This is a genomic window from Homoserinimonas sp. A447 (assembly GCF_054489325.1).
In genome coordinates this window covers 2,280,590-2,296,266 of the sequence record NZ_JBTMWW010000001.1, presented here as the reverse complement: position 1 = coordinate 2,296,266, position 15,677 = coordinate 2,280,590, and the positions used below count along the sequence as shown (strand labels likewise).

Annotated in this window: 16 protein-coding genes and 3 tRNA genes; 11 read left to right on the top strand and 8 right to left on the bottom strand. The window is 64.1% G+C overall.

The features are described 5' to 3' along the window. Positions 1-28: 28 nt before the first annotated feature. From ACX3O0_RS11300 to ACX3O0_RS11290, 3 genes are read right to left on the bottom strand one after another with little or no spacing between them, the layout of a single operon-like run. The gene (locus ACX3O0_RS11300) at positions 29-3,739 is read right to left on the bottom strand and encodes an SCO7613 C-terminal domain-containing membrane protein (protein WP_459107777.1); all 3,711 of its coding nucleotides are present in this window, start codon (positions 3,737-3,739) and stop codon (positions 29-31) included. Then, positions 3,736-3,984: a helix-turn-helix domain-containing protein gene (locus ACX3O0_RS11295; protein ID WP_459107776.1), complete on the bottom strand. Its 249-nt coding sequence runs from the start codon at positions 3,982-3,984 to the stop codon at positions 3,736-3,738. The genes ACX3O0_RS11300 and ACX3O0_RS11295 overlap by 4 nt, the downstream gene beginning before the upstream one ends. Continuing rightward, positions 3,984-4,460: a DUF2975 domain-containing protein gene (locus tag ACX3O0_RS11290; protein ID WP_459107775.1), complete on the bottom strand. Its 477-nt coding sequence runs from the start codon at positions 4,458-4,460 to the stop codon at positions 3,984-3,986. Before ACX3O0_RS11290 ends, ACX3O0_RS11295 begins: the two co-directional genes overlap by 1 nt. A 193-nt stretch (positions 4,461-4,653) precedes the next feature. Between ACX3O0_RS11290 and ACX3O0_RS11285 the strand changes: the two genes are divergently transcribed. From ACX3O0_RS11285 to ACX3O0_RS11250, 8 genes are all read left to right on the top strand, one after another. Further along, a complete protein-coding gene (locus ACX3O0_RS11285) occupies positions 4,654-4,902 on the top strand; it encodes a hypothetical protein (protein WP_459088871.1) in 249 nt (82 codons plus the stop codon). 39 nt (positions 4,903-4,941) lie between these two features. Further along, positions 4,942-5,541 (top strand): hypothetical protein, encoded by a 600-nt coding sequence (locus tag ACX3O0_RS11280; protein WP_459107774.1) that lies wholly within the window; start codon positions 4,942-4,944, stop codon positions 5,539-5,541. An 808-nt stretch (positions 5,542-6,349) separates the two neighbouring features. Continuing rightward, the gene (locus tag ACX3O0_RS11275; protein ID WP_459107773.1) at positions 6,350-7,021 is read left to right on the top strand and encodes a winged helix-turn-helix transcriptional regulator; all 672 of its coding nucleotides are present in this window, start codon (positions 6,350-6,352) and stop codon (positions 7,019-7,021) included. After that, positions 7,018-7,620 carry a dihydrofolate reductase family protein gene (locus ACX3O0_RS11270; protein ID WP_459088861.1) on the top strand — a complete coding sequence of 201 codons (603 nt, stop codon included), beginning with the start codon at positions 7,018-7,020 and terminating at the stop codon, positions 7,618-7,620. Before ACX3O0_RS11275 ends, ACX3O0_RS11270 begins: the two co-directional genes overlap by 4 nt. After that, entirely contained in the window at positions 7,617-8,363 is a 747-nt protein-coding gene (locus tag ACX3O0_RS11265) for a formylglycine-generating enzyme family protein (RefSeq protein ID WP_459107772.1), read from the top strand. Before ACX3O0_RS11270 ends, ACX3O0_RS11265 begins: the two co-directional genes overlap by 4 nt. Further along, positions 8,345-9,337 carry a sigma-70 family RNA polymerase sigma factor gene (locus ACX3O0_RS11260; protein WP_459107771.1) on the top strand — a complete coding sequence of 331 codons (993 nt, stop codon included), beginning with the start codon at positions 8,345-8,347 and terminating at the stop codon, positions 9,335-9,337. Before ACX3O0_RS11265 ends, ACX3O0_RS11260 begins: the two co-directional genes overlap by 19 nt. A gap of 84 nt (positions 9,338-9,421) precedes the next feature. Continuing rightward, positions 9,422-9,970, top strand: a complete 549-nt coding sequence (locus tag ACX3O0_RS11255) for a dihydrofolate reductase family protein (RefSeq protein WP_459088855.1) — start codon at positions 9,422-9,424, stop codon at positions 9,968-9,970. A 30-nt stretch (positions 9,971-10,000) separates the two neighbouring features. Continuing rightward, complete coding sequence (locus ACX3O0_RS11250; RefSeq protein WP_459107770.1) at positions 10,001-10,303, top strand: DUF4287 domain-containing protein; 303 nt, start codon at positions 10,001-10,003, stop codon at positions 10,301-10,303. 380 nt (positions 10,304-10,683) lie between these two features. Here the strand turns inward: ACX3O0_RS11250 and ACX3O0_RS11245 are convergent, their stop codons facing one another. Then, positions 10,684-11,103 (bottom strand): rRNA adenine N-6-methyltransferase family protein, encoded by a 420-nt coding sequence (locus ACX3O0_RS11245; RefSeq protein WP_459088851.1) that lies wholly within the window; start codon positions 11,101-11,103, stop codon positions 10,684-10,686. Positions 11,104-11,303: 200 nt separating this feature from the next. Here ACX3O0_RS11245 and ACX3O0_RS11240 point away from each other — a divergent pair, with 200 nt between their 5' ends. Beyond that, a complete protein-coding gene (locus ACX3O0_RS11240; RefSeq protein WP_459107769.1) occupies positions 11,304-11,741 on the top strand; it encodes a hypothetical protein in 438 nt (145 codons plus the stop codon). An 88-nt stretch (positions 11,742-11,829) separates the two neighbouring features. Here ACX3O0_RS11240 and ACX3O0_RS11235 read toward each other — a convergent pair. The 3 genes from ACX3O0_RS11235 to ACX3O0_RS11225 form a co-directional block, all read right to left on the bottom strand. Continuing rightward, positions 11,830-11,902, bottom strand: a tRNA-Phe gene (locus tag ACX3O0_RS11235). Positions 11,903-11,977: 75 nt separating this feature from the next. Beyond that, positions 11,978-12,051 (bottom strand) — tRNA-Asp (locus ACX3O0_RS11230). Positions 12,052-12,089: 38 nt separating this feature from the next. Next, positions 12,090-12,162 (bottom strand) — tRNA-Glu (locus ACX3O0_RS11225). Positions 12,163-12,346: 184 nt separating this feature from the next. Here ACX3O0_RS11225 and ACX3O0_RS11220 point away from each other — a divergent pair. Further along, positions 12,347-13,543, top strand: a complete 1,197-nt coding sequence (locus ACX3O0_RS11220) for a peptidoglycan DD-metalloendopeptidase family protein (RefSeq protein WP_459088847.1) — start codon at positions 12,347-12,349, stop codon at positions 13,541-13,543. A 140-nt stretch (positions 13,544-13,683) separates the two neighbouring features. Beyond that, positions 13,684-14,970: a peptidoglycan DD-metalloendopeptidase family protein gene (locus tag ACX3O0_RS11215; RefSeq protein WP_459088845.1), complete on the top strand. Its 1,287-nt coding sequence runs from the start codon at positions 13,684-13,686 to the stop codon at positions 14,968-14,970. A 203-nt stretch (positions 14,971-15,173) separates the two neighbouring features. On the opposite strand, the gene ppa is transcribed toward ACX3O0_RS11215, so the two are convergent. Further along, entirely contained in the window at positions 15,174-15,665 is a 492-nt protein-coding gene (gene ppa / locus ACX3O0_RS11210) for an inorganic diphosphatase (protein ID WP_459088843.1), read from the bottom strand. Between the last annotated feature and the right edge of the window lie 12 nt (positions 15,666-15,677).

The following is a 15,677-nucleotide window of genomic DNA, read 5'->3' as shown; positions in this document are numbered from 1 at the left end:
CCACCATAGTCCGACGCCACTCAGCCGGTCAGCTCAGGTCACGCAGCCGTGCGGTGATGCTGTTCTGCTCACCCGCCCGTCGTTCGTAGGTGACGGCGATGATGAGCAGTACGGCGCCGACCACGGCGAGGGTGATCCACCACGGCATGGACTCGATGCCCCGGCCGATCTGCACGAGGAAGACAAAGACGTTCTCGATGGGGAGCACGATGATGCCGATCAGGAATGGTGCCGCCAGCCTCCGACTCGAACCGATCAGGATGGCGACGAGTGCGATCACGATCACGAGGATGGCCCGCCAGGTCAGTGGGTCGGTGAACGTGGCGATGATCGACGCCAGCAACGTGGTCACGATACCGGGGGCGAGCAGTGGCCAGGAGCCGGTCCAGCCGGCCGGCCAGCTGTTCACGGTTCTGGCGCCCGAAGGTTGCCGCAGGGCCAATGCGCCTGCCGCCAGCAGGAAAAGCCCCAGCGGCAGCGAGAACCACTCGACCCGCAGGTCGCGCGGGCTCCAGGCCACGATCGCGGTGACGAATGCGAGCCCGAACACGAACCACACCGGCGGCAGGCTGGAGCGGATGCTGCGCCTCCGCGCAATCGCAACCACCGCGACGAGGAAGGCCAGCATGAGCGCCCACATCGCCCAGATCGTGAACCAGTCGCGCTCGATCGCCGTCCAGGTGGCCACAGCGACGTAGGCCATGGCCGGGGTGTACAGCCAGCGGGTGCGCGCCAGGCGGGAGTCCTCGGGCGCGATCGAGCGGATGGCGCGTGCTGCTGCGACTGCGGGTAGTGCCCCGGCCACGCCGGTGGCGAAGCAGAGCAGCACGAGGGGCACTCCTCCGGTGTCAACCAGCTCGGCGCCGATGCCGAACTTCACTCCCTGCACCGCGCCGGCAGCTCCGGCTGCGATCGCGACGCTGAGGGTCGGCACTCGCAGTGCTTGCAGTGATTGCGCCCGCAGTGACGACCCCCGACCGAGAATCGTCCCGAGCGCGAGCAGCAACCAGGATGCGGCAATAAGCCCGTAGCCTCGCCAGGCCGCCGACGCGACCTCGCCGGAACCGAACGCCGCCAGCACGACGAGAATCGGCGCAACGGCCACGATGAGTCCCGTCGCGAACAGCGGCACTGCCGGGGTGCCTCGCGCCGTGAGGATCAGGCCGATGACCACCGCGGCCAGGCTCGGCGGCAGCAGGTACGGTTCCAGCGCGTCGATCCCGGCGAGCGCCCACAGGCACCACAACGCCCCGGTGAAGGCGGATGCCGCTACCCACCACCCGTAGCGCCGCTTCGCCCAGAACGAGGTGGCTGCCGCACCGAACCCGAGGATGACCAGCACGATGAAGGTCGTCCCCAGTCCCGAGGCTTCGCGTACCAAGGCGAGCATCACCGCGATCGCACCGGTCAGCAGGGCGGAGGCTTCGATTGCGATTCGGGCAACCGTGGCATCCCGCTCCGGGATGCCGCTTCGCTGCAGCGCCGAGCGGATCACGCCGGTGTTCGGGAGTACCAGCGCGACGATGGCCGCGATCACCGGCAACGTCACGGGGGACCCGCTGCTCAGCAGCACCTGTGCGCCAAGGCACACGACGACGACGGCGAGCGACGGAACGAGGATGCCGGCGGCGATGGCGCGCAGCCCGACCCCGAGCCCGGTGCGCCGCGTGACGAGGAGTGTCAGCGCGAGCAGGAAGATGAGTCCGGTCGACAGCGCCGTCCATCCGCTGCGCTCGAACACCACCTGGATCACGCCGATCATGAACGGCACCGAGGTCGCGACGAGGATCGCGTACCACGACGGGGGCCTCAGCCGGCGGATGAAGGTGGCCGCGATCGCGCCGACGGAGCCGAGCGACGTGGTGAGGCAGAGCATCGCGATCGTGCCCACGCCGAGCTGTCCGAGGGTTGTCGCGAACACGATCAGGGCGTAGGCGTAGCCAGCGCCGACGTGGAGAAAGCGCAGCTCGGCGGGCAGCGTCCGTGCGATGACGGCGATGGTTGCGATGATGGCGATGCCCGCCCAGACCATCGTCCAGCCGTCGACCCACGAGCTCACCGTGGCCAGCAGCACCGCGAAGTGCACACCGAGGATGAGCGGCAGCCGGTAGCTGAGGGCGGCAGAGCGGATGCGCGGCACCCCGACCAGCGAGGCGCTCGCTGCCACGGCGAGCCCCAGGGCGATGGCGATGCGCGACCACAGCGGAAGTAGGGGGGTGCAGGCAAGGGTCAGGCCGGCGAGGGCGGCGAGCCAGACCGCGAGCGAGCCCGTCGCCTTCGCCAACGTGCCGCTTCCGGCATCCGCAGCCGGGCCGCTTCGCTTGGTGGCGACCGCGAAGGCGGCCAGCCCGGCCGCCATGGCGACCAGGCCAAGCACGATGGCAAGCACATCATCCGTCGGCATGACCTGGCTGGCACCGTTATGGGAGCCGCTGAGGGCGCTCAGTACGGTGACTGCCCCGACCAGCACGGCAAGGAGCACCGGGGAGAGAACGCTCACTCCCGCAAGCGCGAACGCCCCAGCCAGGAACGGCCGCCGCTTCACACTGCGCACTTTCGGCACCAGCGTGCCGAGAACGACGAGCCCGGCGGCACCCGCGGCGGCCGTGACCGTGTGATACCACGCGCCGGCTCCGCTCGCTCCGAGGTCGAGGGCGTAGGGGAGGCAGACGAACGCGGCGACCCCGGCCCCACCGGTCGTGACGCTCCAGAAACCGCGAGCCAGCCCCTGCCGCGTCGCCAGCACGGCGAGGATCGCCACGCCGGCGAGCACGGCGGTGATGGCCAGCCAATACTCGGTGGTGTCCGGGAACTGGATGAACCACACCTGTGCGATCACGATCACGACCGCAACAATCTGGAGGGTCGAGATCGCCACCCGCTCCGAACGGAGTCGTCCGTCGAACCGCACGGCCAGAGTGCCGATCGCCGCCGTCAGGGCGAGCGCGGCGAACGCCGTACCGAGGTGCCCGATTGTCGCCGACAGTGTTGTGCCGCCCGCGTATCCCAGCATCGCCGGAACGAGGCCGAGCCCGAGCATGGAGATCCAGAGCCAGCTGCGGATGCGGGCACGCATCGATACGGCGACCATCACCGCACAGCTGACGAGCGTTCCGATCGCGGCAAGCACCCAGGCGCTGAGGCCGGATGGGGAAAGCTCCGACACCGCATACACGTCGAGCGCGACGAAGACCATGCCGAGCCCGCCGACCGCTTCGGCCGAGAACTGCAGCTTGCGGCGGGCCAGCAGCCAGGCGCTGCCGAGGAAGAGGATCGTGATGAGCCCGACGGTCACGCTGCGGAGCACCCGATCGCTGAGCTCAGGGTTGAAGAAGGTGAAGACGATCGCGGCAACGGCGAACAGCCCGGCGCCGGCGACGGCAAGCACGGACTGCACTGTTGCGCTGGAGCGCTGCACGGTGGCGCTCGCCGGCTTTGCGCGGTCGGGTTGAGCGGACTGCCCAGAGACCAGCTGTCGATTCGGCTTCGCCGCCACGGAGGGCGCGGTGGAGAGTTTGCGCACCCGGTCGACCACCGCCCGCCGCGCCATGAGCGCCTCAGCGGCTGCCTCGGACGCGGCCCAGAGCTCGACTGCCAACTCGTCGGTGAGGTGGGCCTCGCAGTTCCGGCAGCGCCGGTCGAACAGGGCGTCGACCCCGCAGACCGGGCAGGAGGTGCTGTCCAGGAGGTGGCGAATCGCGACATCGCTCCAGGGCTGTACCACTCGTGATGTGCTCATGCCCCGGTCGCCCCGCCACCGGCATCCGCTGCGTCGTCATCGTCAGGAACCCAGCTGAAGATGTCGCCGGGCTGGCACTCGAGAACCCGGCAGATCGCATCCAGCGTCGAGAATCGCACCGCTTTGGCCCGCCCGTTCTTGAGTACGGACACGTTCGCGGGGGTGATGTCGATGGCGGCAGCGAAGTCGGCGACCGACATCTTCTTCTTGGCCAGTTCGACGTCGAGGTTGATCACGATCGGCATCAGACCACCTCGGAGAGGTCTTGTTCCAGCTGGGACGCCTGATGAAGTAGGCCGCGCAGCACGACGACGAGCAGTGCGAAGCCGGCGCCGAGCACCACGCCGAACACGCACATCAGGTTGACCGAGCCCGAGGCGACCCCGGCCGCTTGGAGAATGATGAACGAGCCGAAAATGAGAAGCGTCGCCGCGATGACGAGGTAGAGAATCCCGTTCACCCACTTGAACGCGTCTTTGCTGAAGATGACGGATGCGCCTGCCAGAGTCAGCAATTGCCACACGCAGACGAGTGCGAGCTGCACGCAGAGCAGGAACGCGACGGTGATGAGGATGCCCGGAACCTTCAGATAGGCGAACTCGGGGTTGTAGTACGCCGACTGTTCAGCGGCTTCAGGAACGATGAAGATCTGACAGGCAAGCACGAGCACGATCATGACGACGATGAGTGCCTTGAGGGTGACGATCGCGGTGCGGTTCATCTCGTTCCTATCGTTTGTCGATATTCATCTATCGACAAACAATACACATAGTGCGAGACTACGGAACCGACCACCGGAAGTTTCGGGCCGATCGGCGCAGCATTCTCCATGCTCGTTCCGGCCCGTCAAGCCCCTGAATTTCTGCGTCAGAACCGGGTTCGATGGTGGAATTCGACCGCTCGAAGGGAGCGACATGACTGCAATAACGACTCAAACAGGAACCGGGCAGGTCCGTTCCGTTCCGCCTGTGATCGAGGCGCTGTCCCCAACCGAATGGCGGGTGCGCACGACCGAGCTGCCGGAGGGTGACGGCAGGTCTGTGCTCGGAGTCGTTCAGTTGATTGGGGACACTTACGAGGTCATGCAGATCGGAGCACCGCTGACCCGTTACTACTTCGCGAGCCTCGAGGATGCTGTCGGATACCTCGACGGCGCCCGTTGATGGAGCGTTGCCGCGTACTAGCTCTTGGCTCCAAGGAAGGTGGGTGACCAGGTGCTTGACCGGCCGCTAGTTGCTCCTTCCCGTAGTCGTCAGCTCATCGACGGAGCCAACTCGGCTCTATTCATCGCAGTGTGGCTGGGTATCGTCTACGCCCAGGTCATGGTCGCCTTCAAAGCGACGAATGCCGCCGCACATTGTTCGCTGTCACTTGTTGTCTGGAACGCGCACGCAACCGAAAACGCGACCATGGCGGTGGTTGTGATTGCTGCGGCCGGCATGAGCGGGTACTTGGTGTGCGCAAGACGGAAAGATTGGGGCGCCGGCGCGCTGGTCGGGTCGATCATCCTTTGCGGGATACTCACCGCCCTTGTCGCGCTTCTGGCCTCAGTGTCCATTTCGATGTTGCTCTCGGAGCCGGTTTTCGGCGAAGAACCGTTGTCTGCACCATTGACGATCATCGTGAAATGGCTGACCGTGCTCCCCGGGCTGGCGGCCATAAACACTTTGGTTGTTTGCTGGGCGCTGCGTCGATCGAGCGCTCGTCCGTGGGGTGCGGCTTGGAGCGCCGGCCTCGTGCCCGCCGTCTGGTTCGCGCTGGCAATCGTGGTGTTTTTGACCGCCACCGCGGCCTACTGCTAGAGCATTGTCCTCCCATCTTCATACCAAGGGTTATGCAGGTACCCTTTGGTATGGCTCGATCCTCGCCATGCATGACGCGCTGCTCCGGGACACCGCGCCGGAGTATGTCAGGCACTGGCGTGATGAGCAGGTATGGATCGGCGGCGGGAGCATCTCGCCGCACGCTGCGACGTTCGTACCCCCACACCAGGATCGGGTGACGCATTCGGTGCACGCGAGACGTCGGCGCAACTGAGCGGGGTGTGCGCGGAGTAGCCCTGACTGAAAACTCACGTACAAAAAAAAGAAGGCCACCCCATAACTGAACGGCTTTCCTCGGCCGCCTTCTCCCCAGCGGGTGGGCGATTCCGTTGATCTGTTAGAGATCTCGCAGACGTTCACGCAACTCGGCTAAAACCTTGGGATCCACAAGTGTCCCCGCCATGCCAGCCAGGACATCGAAGGGCATGGACCGAGCCATACTGATCATGGGATTGCTTGCAATCTCCAAACAAGTTCGTCGATAATCCCGCGAGACTCTGGGTCGTCGAGGAGCTCGCCCACTGTTGTCTGGTTGAGATCGAAGCGACCTTGGCTTTGATCAGGATCGAACATGGTGCCCTCCACGATTTGGAACAGAAACAGAACTTAAGCGGTGCTGAGGGACGAATATCGCGTTGGTGCGCTTTTGTGTTGAACCCGGTGCGCGACCTAGTGCGACCGAATCTAGCAGCAGGAGGATCGGCGACGCTGACGACCGCCCCTGGGGCTTGCCTGCATAGTACTTGCAAAAAACAAGTGGCTACTTGTTTTCTGCTACTGTTCGGGCATGCGAAGTTATTCCGACGCCTGCGGGTTGGCTCGCGCGTTAGACCTCGTGGGGGAGCGGTGGGCCCTTCTCGTAATCCGCGAGCTGGTTGTGGGCGCGAAACGCTATACCGATCTCGTTGTTTCGCTGCCTGGCGTGAGCACTAACATCTTGAGCTCGAGGCTGTCTGAGCTGGAGCAGGCAGGAATCGTTGCGAGACGAAAGCTTCCCCCGCCCACGCCGGTGAGCGTGTACGAGCTAACTGCTTGGGGCAAGGAGTTGGAGCCTGCAATTCTGGCCCTTGGACGGTGGGGGGCGCGGACCACGCTCGATTTGTCGACACAGTCCTTAAGCCCGGCGTCCTTCGTCTTGTCCCTGAGGACGAACTTCTCAGGAACGTTGGCTGAAGGAGTTCAGGTGCGGTTCGGCACTCGGCTGGATGACCAGCGTTTCGTCGGCGTCATTGACCATTCCGGCTTTGCTATCGAGCAAGACCAGCAAGCGCCGGTAGATGTCGAAATCTCGGGCGACCCGAAGTCCCTCGCGGCCGTGTTCTATGCGGGCGCCTCGCTACAGGCTGCGGTTGATGCCGGGTCTCTGACTGTGTCGGGCGACCGCAAGGTGCTGCCGCAGATTGTCGGATGTTTTCCGCTCCCTGATATGCCAACGCTCGAAGAAAGGATGCAACCTTGACCTCAGTAATAGTCGATATCTCCGTATCCCTCGATGGCTATGTGACAGCAGCCCACCCCGGTATCGAACACGGTTTGGGAGTCGGCGGCGAATGTCTTCATGCTTGGGCATCGTCAGCTGCGACGCCCGAAGATGTCGAGCTAATCGAGGCCGGTGTCGCAAGCACCGGCGCGGTACTCATGGGGAGGAAGACCTTCGACTTCGTTGACGGGCCGCACGGCTGGTCCGGCGACCTCGGTTACGGTGCGGAACGCGATCAAAGCGCGCCGCCACCGAATTTTGTGGTCACCCATGCCGTGCCGTCGACCGTGCGCCTGAGTGAGCGATTCACATTCGTGACTGACGGCATCCAGAGCGCTCTCGAACAAGCGCGAGCGTCTGCCGGAACGAAGGATGTCGTCATCATGGGAGGAGCCGACATCGCACTCCAATACCTTCAAAGCGGGCTTGTGGACGTCCTGTCGATCCACCTCGCGCCCACCATCCTGGGTGCGGGTACTCGCCTGTTCACGGAGGGCCAAGCCATCCCCATGGGACTCGAGCTCATGCAGTCGGTCACAACACCTGCCGCACAACATCTGACCTACCGGCTCAAATGAAGGACGTGGGGGTCGAGATGGTGCACCTTGACGGTGGTTCGGTCACTTTGCACGATGCCCGCCGTAAGATTCGGCGGGAAGTGGAACTCGATTCGTTTCAGATTGGCGTGCACTCCGTGACGCAGGCGCAACTTGCGCGGATCGCGGGGACCCCCGGGCACCCTTCACGGCGTCCGGTCGTTGACATCAGCTGGGTCGAGGCTGTGCGGGCGTGCAACGTCGCTTCGGAGCTGGATGGGCTGAGTCCGGCGTATCGGTTCGACGGGGACAGGGTGACGTGGACGTTGTCGGCCGACGGTTATCGACTGCCCACCGAGGCGGAGTGGGAGTTCGGATGCCGCGCGGGAACTGCTGGCCCCCACTACGGTTCGCTCGCTGAGATCGCATGGACGGATGCTGACAAGGTAGACAGTCCACAGGATGTCGGCGGCAAGCTGCCGAATTCCAATGGTCTGTACGACACGCTGGGTAACGTGTGGGAGTGGTGCTGGGATCTGCTCGATCCCGCCCGTTACGGGGACTACCGGGTGTTCCGCGGTGGCGGTTTCTCCGACGACGCATGGAACGTGCGGGCGTCTGTGCGTCGCGGGGGAGCCCCGGGGATGCACCATCCTGATCTCGGCTTTCGCCTCGCGCGCGGCGGGTTCGCCGGCGATGGTGTGCAAGGGTGGTCGGCCGAGTCCGATCTCGAACGCGCTCGCGTCGTCGGAGCGCTGCCATCGGGATGGACGCCGTTGCGTTGACGGCTCCCCTTCCTTTCGAGGCGCAGGTCGATTCTTATCGCCGCGAGTTGATCGCCTACTGCTACCGCTATTTCGGATGCTACGGAGAGGCCGAGGACGCCGTGCAGGAGACGATGATGCGCGCGTGGCAGCGCGCCCACGAGTTCGAGGGACGGTCGTCGCTACGCACGTGGCTCTATGCGATCGCCACGAATATCTGCTTGGACATGAAGCGCGCGCCCCAGCGACGTTCACTGCCCACAGACTTCTCGCTCCCAGGTCATACGCGGAACGATCCTTCTTCGCTCACCACGCGTGCCGAAGCAACGTGGGTCGGTCCCATCGCGGACTCGTATCTGCCCTCGACGGCGGATCCCGCCGATGTGGCGGCGATGCGGGAGTCCATTCGCCTTGCGTTCGTCGCGACACTTCAGCTGCTCCCGCCTCGCCAGCGGGTCATCCTCATCCTGCGTGATGTGCTCGCGTGGTCTTCCCAGGAATGCGCCGACTTGTTGGAGGCCAGTGTTGCCGCGGTCAACTCGGCACTGGCCCGAGCCCGCGCGACGATGGTAAAGCGCGACCATGAGACGCACACGACACAGTTCGAGTATGACGAGCAGTTGCTCATGAACTACGTGGATGCGTTTGAGTCTTACGATGTGGATCGCCTGGTTGCGCTGCTTGCCGAGGATGCCGTGTTCACCATGCCTCCGTTCGAGCTGTGGCTGCGGGGTGCCGCCGAGATCGAGCGGTGGTGGCAGGGGCCAGGAGAGATCTGCCGTAACTCACGTACCATCCCCACCCGCGCCAACGGGCAAGCGGCCGTAGCCGTCTATCACGACAGGGGCGGCGGCGTGTGGGAACCGTTTGCGATCCACCTGGTGGATTTCGTGGACGGCCGGATCGCGAGCATCACCCATTTCATGGGTCCAGCAGTCTTCGACGAGTTCGGTCTGCCATCTCACGTCACAGACGCGGTGGAGCTCGTGGCCTAATACTTTTCTGCCGCAGCGATCAGTTTGAGGCCCAGCCGTCGTCTACCCGATAAGAGCATTTCACTATCGAGGAGAGGCACCGCAATGAGCCGCAAGATCACCGCCCACCTGTTTCACTCTGTCAACGGGGTCGTGGAAAGCCCCAATCTCTGGCAGTTCGATGCATTCGGACCAGAGGAGGGGCAACTGATGGCAGAAGTGGTGACGCCGGTCACCGATGTCGTCATCGGTCGCAAGCTGTGGCAGGAATGGTACGAGTTTTGGCCACAGGCCGACGACCCCTTCGGGCAGTGGATAAATCCAGTACGCAAGCACGTCATTTCACAGACGCTGCCAGGCGACCTTCCCTGGAACAGCACCCGCATCACCGAGAGTCCAGTCGAGTACGTTCAGAACCTTCGCCAGCAGGACGGCGGCGACATCTCTATCGTCGGCGGCATCGACACCATCCGTTCGCTGTTCCTGGAAGGCCTCATCGACGAACTGACGTTGACCACGCACCCGGTAGTCACCAACGAGGGCAGGCGACTGTTCGACGACAGTGTCCCGTTGACGAGGCTGCGCCTCCTTCACGCCAATCAGACCGGTTCAGGAAACGCAATCCTGACCTACGGCCTGCGCCCCGCCGAATGATGATCATCCGCTAACAGGAAGGAACCCCACATGTCATTTCAGGCGTACCTCGACACGATCGAAGACAAGACCGGACTCACCCCGCGCGAGCTCCTCGATATCGCCAAGAGCCGTGGATACGACGACCCGTCGATCAAGGCCGGCACCATTCTGGAGTGGCTCAAAGCCGATTATGGGCTCGGGCGTGGACACGGGATGGCGCTTGTTCACGTGATCAAGAAGGGTCCCCAGATCGACGCGAAGTTCGTTGGCACGACGGGAACCCACCGTGACGATTCCGACACGCTGTGGCTCGACGGCAAAGCGAGCAAAATGACGGAAGCACTCGCATAGTTGGGATGCCCGAAGTGCTGACGCCCTGACCGAGTGCACCTCCGTGATCCCGCGGAATGCTCTACCCCACGCCAAGACATGCCAAGTGCTCCCATCGTTTGCGGAGGCACCTCGGCATGTGGGTTACTGAAGTGCGAGCACTACCGCAATCTCCTTCCATAGGGCAGCCCACTGGAGCGGAGCGACATCCCGCGGGAGGCACCTGGGGTCGACCTTCGCACGCGCCAGTGTCCCGGTCAGCGAGCCTACGGGGAGGCCAGTGGCGTGGCGAAGGATGTGCGTGAAGGTTGCGCCGCGGCCGATGAAGACTCGCCGTACGAACGCTTCGTAGGGGCGGTGCTCAGCGTGCGGAACAAGGGGAGTGTCGCGACGGGTGATCTCTAATCACCGTCAACCGACGGGCGCGGGGTGAAGAAGTGCGCGGGCACCCGTTTCTTGAGTTCGACCTCGAACCACGGTGCTGCCTGCGCGGTCATCATCGTCCCGCCGCCCACTCCGGCGCGCTTGCGTGCGACTTCCCACTGCGTAAGAAGGACCGCCGATCGCCACGTGCCTGCCTGCAACAACCGCCGCAGTATCGGAGTGGTTATGTGGAACGGGATGTTTCCGACCACAATGGGTCGATCCAAGGGATAGCGAAGAGCATCTCCATGCTCGTCACGCACTGACGGCAGTGCGTGACGTAGGCGGCGGGCTCGGTGTTCGTCGAGTTCGATCGCTGTCACTTCGCGCCCAGGCGGGCCAGCGTGTGGGTGCTTTCGCGATCCTGACCCGGCTATGTGGTCGTTGTCCGTCTTCATGATCGCTCTGGGCGTTGGGTCACGCGTCGTCCACTCTGCCGCATAGAACGCACCGTAGTGAGTGAATCCAGCGTCGGCGTTCACGAACGCGCTGTAGTCCTTTGGAGAACGCGTCGCAGTCAGCTGTGACGTCTGCGTCGAAGACCCACTCTTCCGTCGAGAAGCGCGGTGCAGCGACCCATTTGACGCCGTCAGGGATCATGACCAGCAACGTCGGACCAGTTCGGTCGGTCACCGGCCAAGCCAGTTGGTGCGTTCCGTCACAGACGCCGGTGAGCGGTGCTTGGCCGAGCATCATCGAGTCGCCCAGCTCGACGGAGAAGGGGTGGCCGCCAGAGCAGACAAAACCAACCACGACCGATCGGGCGCCCTCCGGGATAGGAAAGGCGACTCCAGGGAACCGCTCTGTCGGTCCCAATCCGGATACAGCCTCGCTCAAGAGCGCCGTGGCCGATGGTTCGGGCGACATAGAGACCGTAGCAACGATCCTCGACAAAGCGGGGCTGTCGGCCACTGAGATCGCCGATTATCTCGGTCACGAAAACCCATCTATGACCCAAGACGTCTACATGAACACCATCAAGGGATCAAAGCGGGCTGCTGAAGTGATGGAGCAGCGGCTCAGCGGTCTGTTTTGAATGTGCGGGGTTTTTGCGGAGTCGCTGACTGAAAACTATTGCGGGAATGAAGAAACCCCCGCAAGTAGAAGCCTTACGAGGGTTTCAGTGGCTCCGACCGGCGTCGATCCGGTGACCTTTCGATTTTCAGTCGAACGCTCTACCAACTGAGCTACAGAGCCGTGGCGAGCTGCACACAGCAGTGCATCCGTCACTAGGAAAAATAACCCACCCTTTCGGATGGGTTACTCACCTTGCGACCCTGACCGGACTTGAACCGGCGACCTCCGCCGTGACAGGGCGGCGCGCTAACCAACTGCGCTACAGGGCCAAGCTATGAAGTTTTTCTTGCAGAAACAATAAGTTTCGTGACCCCAACGGGATTCGAACCCGTGCTGCCGCCGTGAAAGGGCGGTGTCCTAGGCCACTAAACGATGGGGCCGTGAAGTCAACAACCTTCGTAGCTACCGAAAGAAAAGCATACGGGTGAGATGCGAATTCACCAAACCGGCGAACCACGAATATCCACCACACCGATCCCAGCGCTTTCGGCGGATGACGCATCCGGTTAGCCTTCAAGGTGCAGTTGAATGTAGAAGTCACAGATTCGGGGAACTATGACGCACGTGCCACATCGCCTGGGTCGCGTCTGGGCTCTCCTTGCGATCGTCGCGCTTGCGGTGACAGGCACCATTCTGGGGCCGACCCAGCCCGCGTCGGCCGCCGACTACCCGAGCTGGAGCGAAGTCCAGAACGCGCGCAACAACGAGGCCGCCAAGAAGGCGCAGGTCGCGCAGCTGGAGGCCCTGCTCAGGCAACTCGAGGTCAAGGTCGCCGAGACTGAGGCGGTCGCCATGGAGAAGGGGCAGATCTACTACGACGCCCAACTCGCTTACGACACCGCGGCGTACAAGGCGGGGCAGCTGCAGGCGCAGGCCGATGAGGCGCAGGTCGTCGCCGACGAGTCCATCCGCAAGGCAGGCCAGATGGTCGCCCGCGCCCAGCGTGCCGGTGGGCAGGACATCTCCGTTCAGCTGTTCTTCGATGAAGCCGGCAATAAGGATCTGCTCTCCCAACTGGGGATGGCGTCGAAGGTCAGCCAGCAGTCATCCGGAATCTTCATCAGGGCCAAGCGCGACCAGAACACCGCGCAGTCGCTGACCGACCAGGCGAACGTCGCCAAAGAGGCGCTCCAGGTGCTGGCCGACGCGGCTCAGGCCGCCATGGCTGAGGCGCAGGCGGCAGCGGATGCCGCGGCAGCGGCCCTGCAGGAACAAGAGGAACACCAGGTCACCCTGAAGATGCAGCTGGCGCTGCTGGTGGAAAACAGGATCGCGACCGAGGCTGAGTATAAGAAGGGTGTCGAGGTCAGGTGGGGTGCCGGTGCTGGTGCCGCCGGCCCGATCAGCGACTCCGGCTGGACTCGCCCGGCATCCGGTAGCGCGCCAGCGAACTCGTTCGGCCCACGCGTGCCGCCGGTCCCCGGCGCTTCGTCGCAGCACGCCGGCGTTGACATCGGCGCTGCCTGCAACGCCGGGATCTACGCCGCGCATGCCGGCACCGTGACCTACGCGGGATACAACGGCGGCTACGGCTACTTCATCGAGATCAACCACGGCAACGGGATCACCTCCAGGTACGGGCACATCGTGGCCGGCGGGCTCCGCGTGCACAACGGCCAGTCGGTCGGGCCGGGCATGCTGATCGCCCTGGTGGGTTCGACCGGAACCTCGAGCGGATGCCACCTGCACTTCGAGATCCGCCTCGGCGGCGACCCGGTCAACCCCGTCTACTACCTGCGCAACCAGGGCGTGAATATCTGACCCATCGCACGGGTTGCCGGCATTTTGTCCCCCGTTAAGGGGGAAAGACTGGCTATTTTCGTCCCCCTGTTGTTAGTGTGACGTTTGTTAACAGTGTTACGAACGTGACTTAGAGGGTCACAACACAGGGGGAAGCACGCGTGGGGGAGAAGATGGCGCAAGGTCGTGGCCGGTCGAGGGGGGTCCTCGCGGCGCTAGCGATCATCGCCATGGTGTTCGGCGGAGCCGTCGTCGGGCAGTCGTCGGACGCCGCCTGGGCAGCCAACTATCCCAGCTGGAACGATGTGCAGAACGCCCGTGCCAGCGAGTCCGCCAAGAAGGCACAGATCGCCCAGCTCATGGCGCTGTTGCAACAACTTGAAGCGAATGTTGCCGCCACTCAGGCCGAGTCGGAACGCAAGGGCCAGGAGTACTACGACGCCCAGGCCGCCTTCGACAAGGCGGCATACAAGGCCGAACTCCTGCAGCAGCAGGCCGACGAGGCCCAGGCAACTGCCGACGAGTCCATCCGCCAGGCAGGCCAGATCGCAGCGCGTGTGCAGCGGGCCAGCGGGCAGGACCTCTCAGTTCAACTCTTCTTCGGGGACGACAGCGAGTCCGACCTGCTCTCCAACCTCGGGATGGCCAGCAAGGTCAACGAGCAGTCGAGCGGCATCTACGCCAAGGCCAAGCGTGACCAGAACTCCGCCCAGTCGCTGACCGACGAGGCGAACGTAGCCAAGGAAGCCCTCAAGGAGCTGGCCGCGGCGGCCGAAGCTGCCATGATCGAGGCCCAGAAGGCGGCGGATGCCGCTGCCGCAGCCCTCGAGGAGCAGGCCGGCAACCAGGAGCGACTTGAGGCACAGCTGGCGTCGCTGGTGGAGAACCGCGTTGTCACCGAGCAGCAGTACGCCGTCGGCGCCGAGATCAGGCGGCAGGCCGAGATTGCGCGGCTCGCCGAAATCGCGCGACTGGCCGAGATCGAACGCAAGAAGCAGGAAGCGGCAGCCGGCAACGGTGGCGGGGGCGGCACAAGCTCCAGCGGCTGGGCCAGGCCGTCCTGGGGCTATGCGTCCAGCTCCTACGGACCGCGCGTCCCCCCGACCAGCGGCGCCTCGTCGTACCACTACGGCACCGACTTCGGCGCCGGCTGCGGCAGCGCGATCATGGCAGCATCCGCCGGACGGGTGATCTACGCGGGCTCCAACGGCGGCTTCGGCAACTTCGTGAAGATCGACCACGGCGGCGGTCTCACCACCAGCTACGCGCACATCCAGAACGGCGGAATCCGGGTCGGCCACGGCCAGCACGTGTCGGCCGGTCAGGTCATCGCACTGACCGGTTCAACCGGAATCTCCACCGGATGCCACCTGCACTTCGAGGTGCGGCAGTGGGGTACGGCCACCAACCCGGTCGACTTCCTGCGGGCCAGGGGCGTCGGCATCTAGCCCACCCGGCTCGTTCACTCCAGACTTGTCGCCAGCCCGGTTGGCCGCATCACCCATCACTCCGGCGCGCAGCAATCGGTGGGACGCTGTCGCATTTGCATGGGCGTTCCACCGATCCGTGAGCGCTGGATTCTGCGAGCTGCGGATTCGCACGCGCGGCTCCGAATGCTCCGCGCAACTGGAACCGTCGAGGCGACTTCTGCCTAGTGCCCTTCGGCCTTCAGCTTTTCGACCCCGGCGACAACGATCGCCTCAGCTTCTGCCGCGTCTCCCCAGCCTTCGGTCTTGACCCACTTGCCTGGCTCGAGGTCCTTGTAGTGCTCGAAGAAGTGCTCGATCTCCTTGCGGGTGTACTCCGGGATGTCTCCCAGGTCCTGGATGTGCTCCCAGCGAGGGTCCTTGGCCGGCACCGCGATGATCTTCGAGTCGATGCCCGCGTCATCCGTCATGTTGAACACGCCAACCGGGCGAACGCTCACGCCGACCCCCGGGAACAGCGGGTACTCGAGCAGCACCAGCACGTCGACGGGGTCGCCGTCGAGCCCCAGCGTGTTCTCGATGTAGCCGTAGTCGGTCGGGTAGACGAACCCGGTGAACAACACGCGGTCGAGGAAGACTCGGCCGGTGACATGGTCGACCTCGTACTTGTTGCGGCTTCCCCGGGGAATCTCGATTACGGCGTCGTACGCGGCCATGACTTGTGCTCC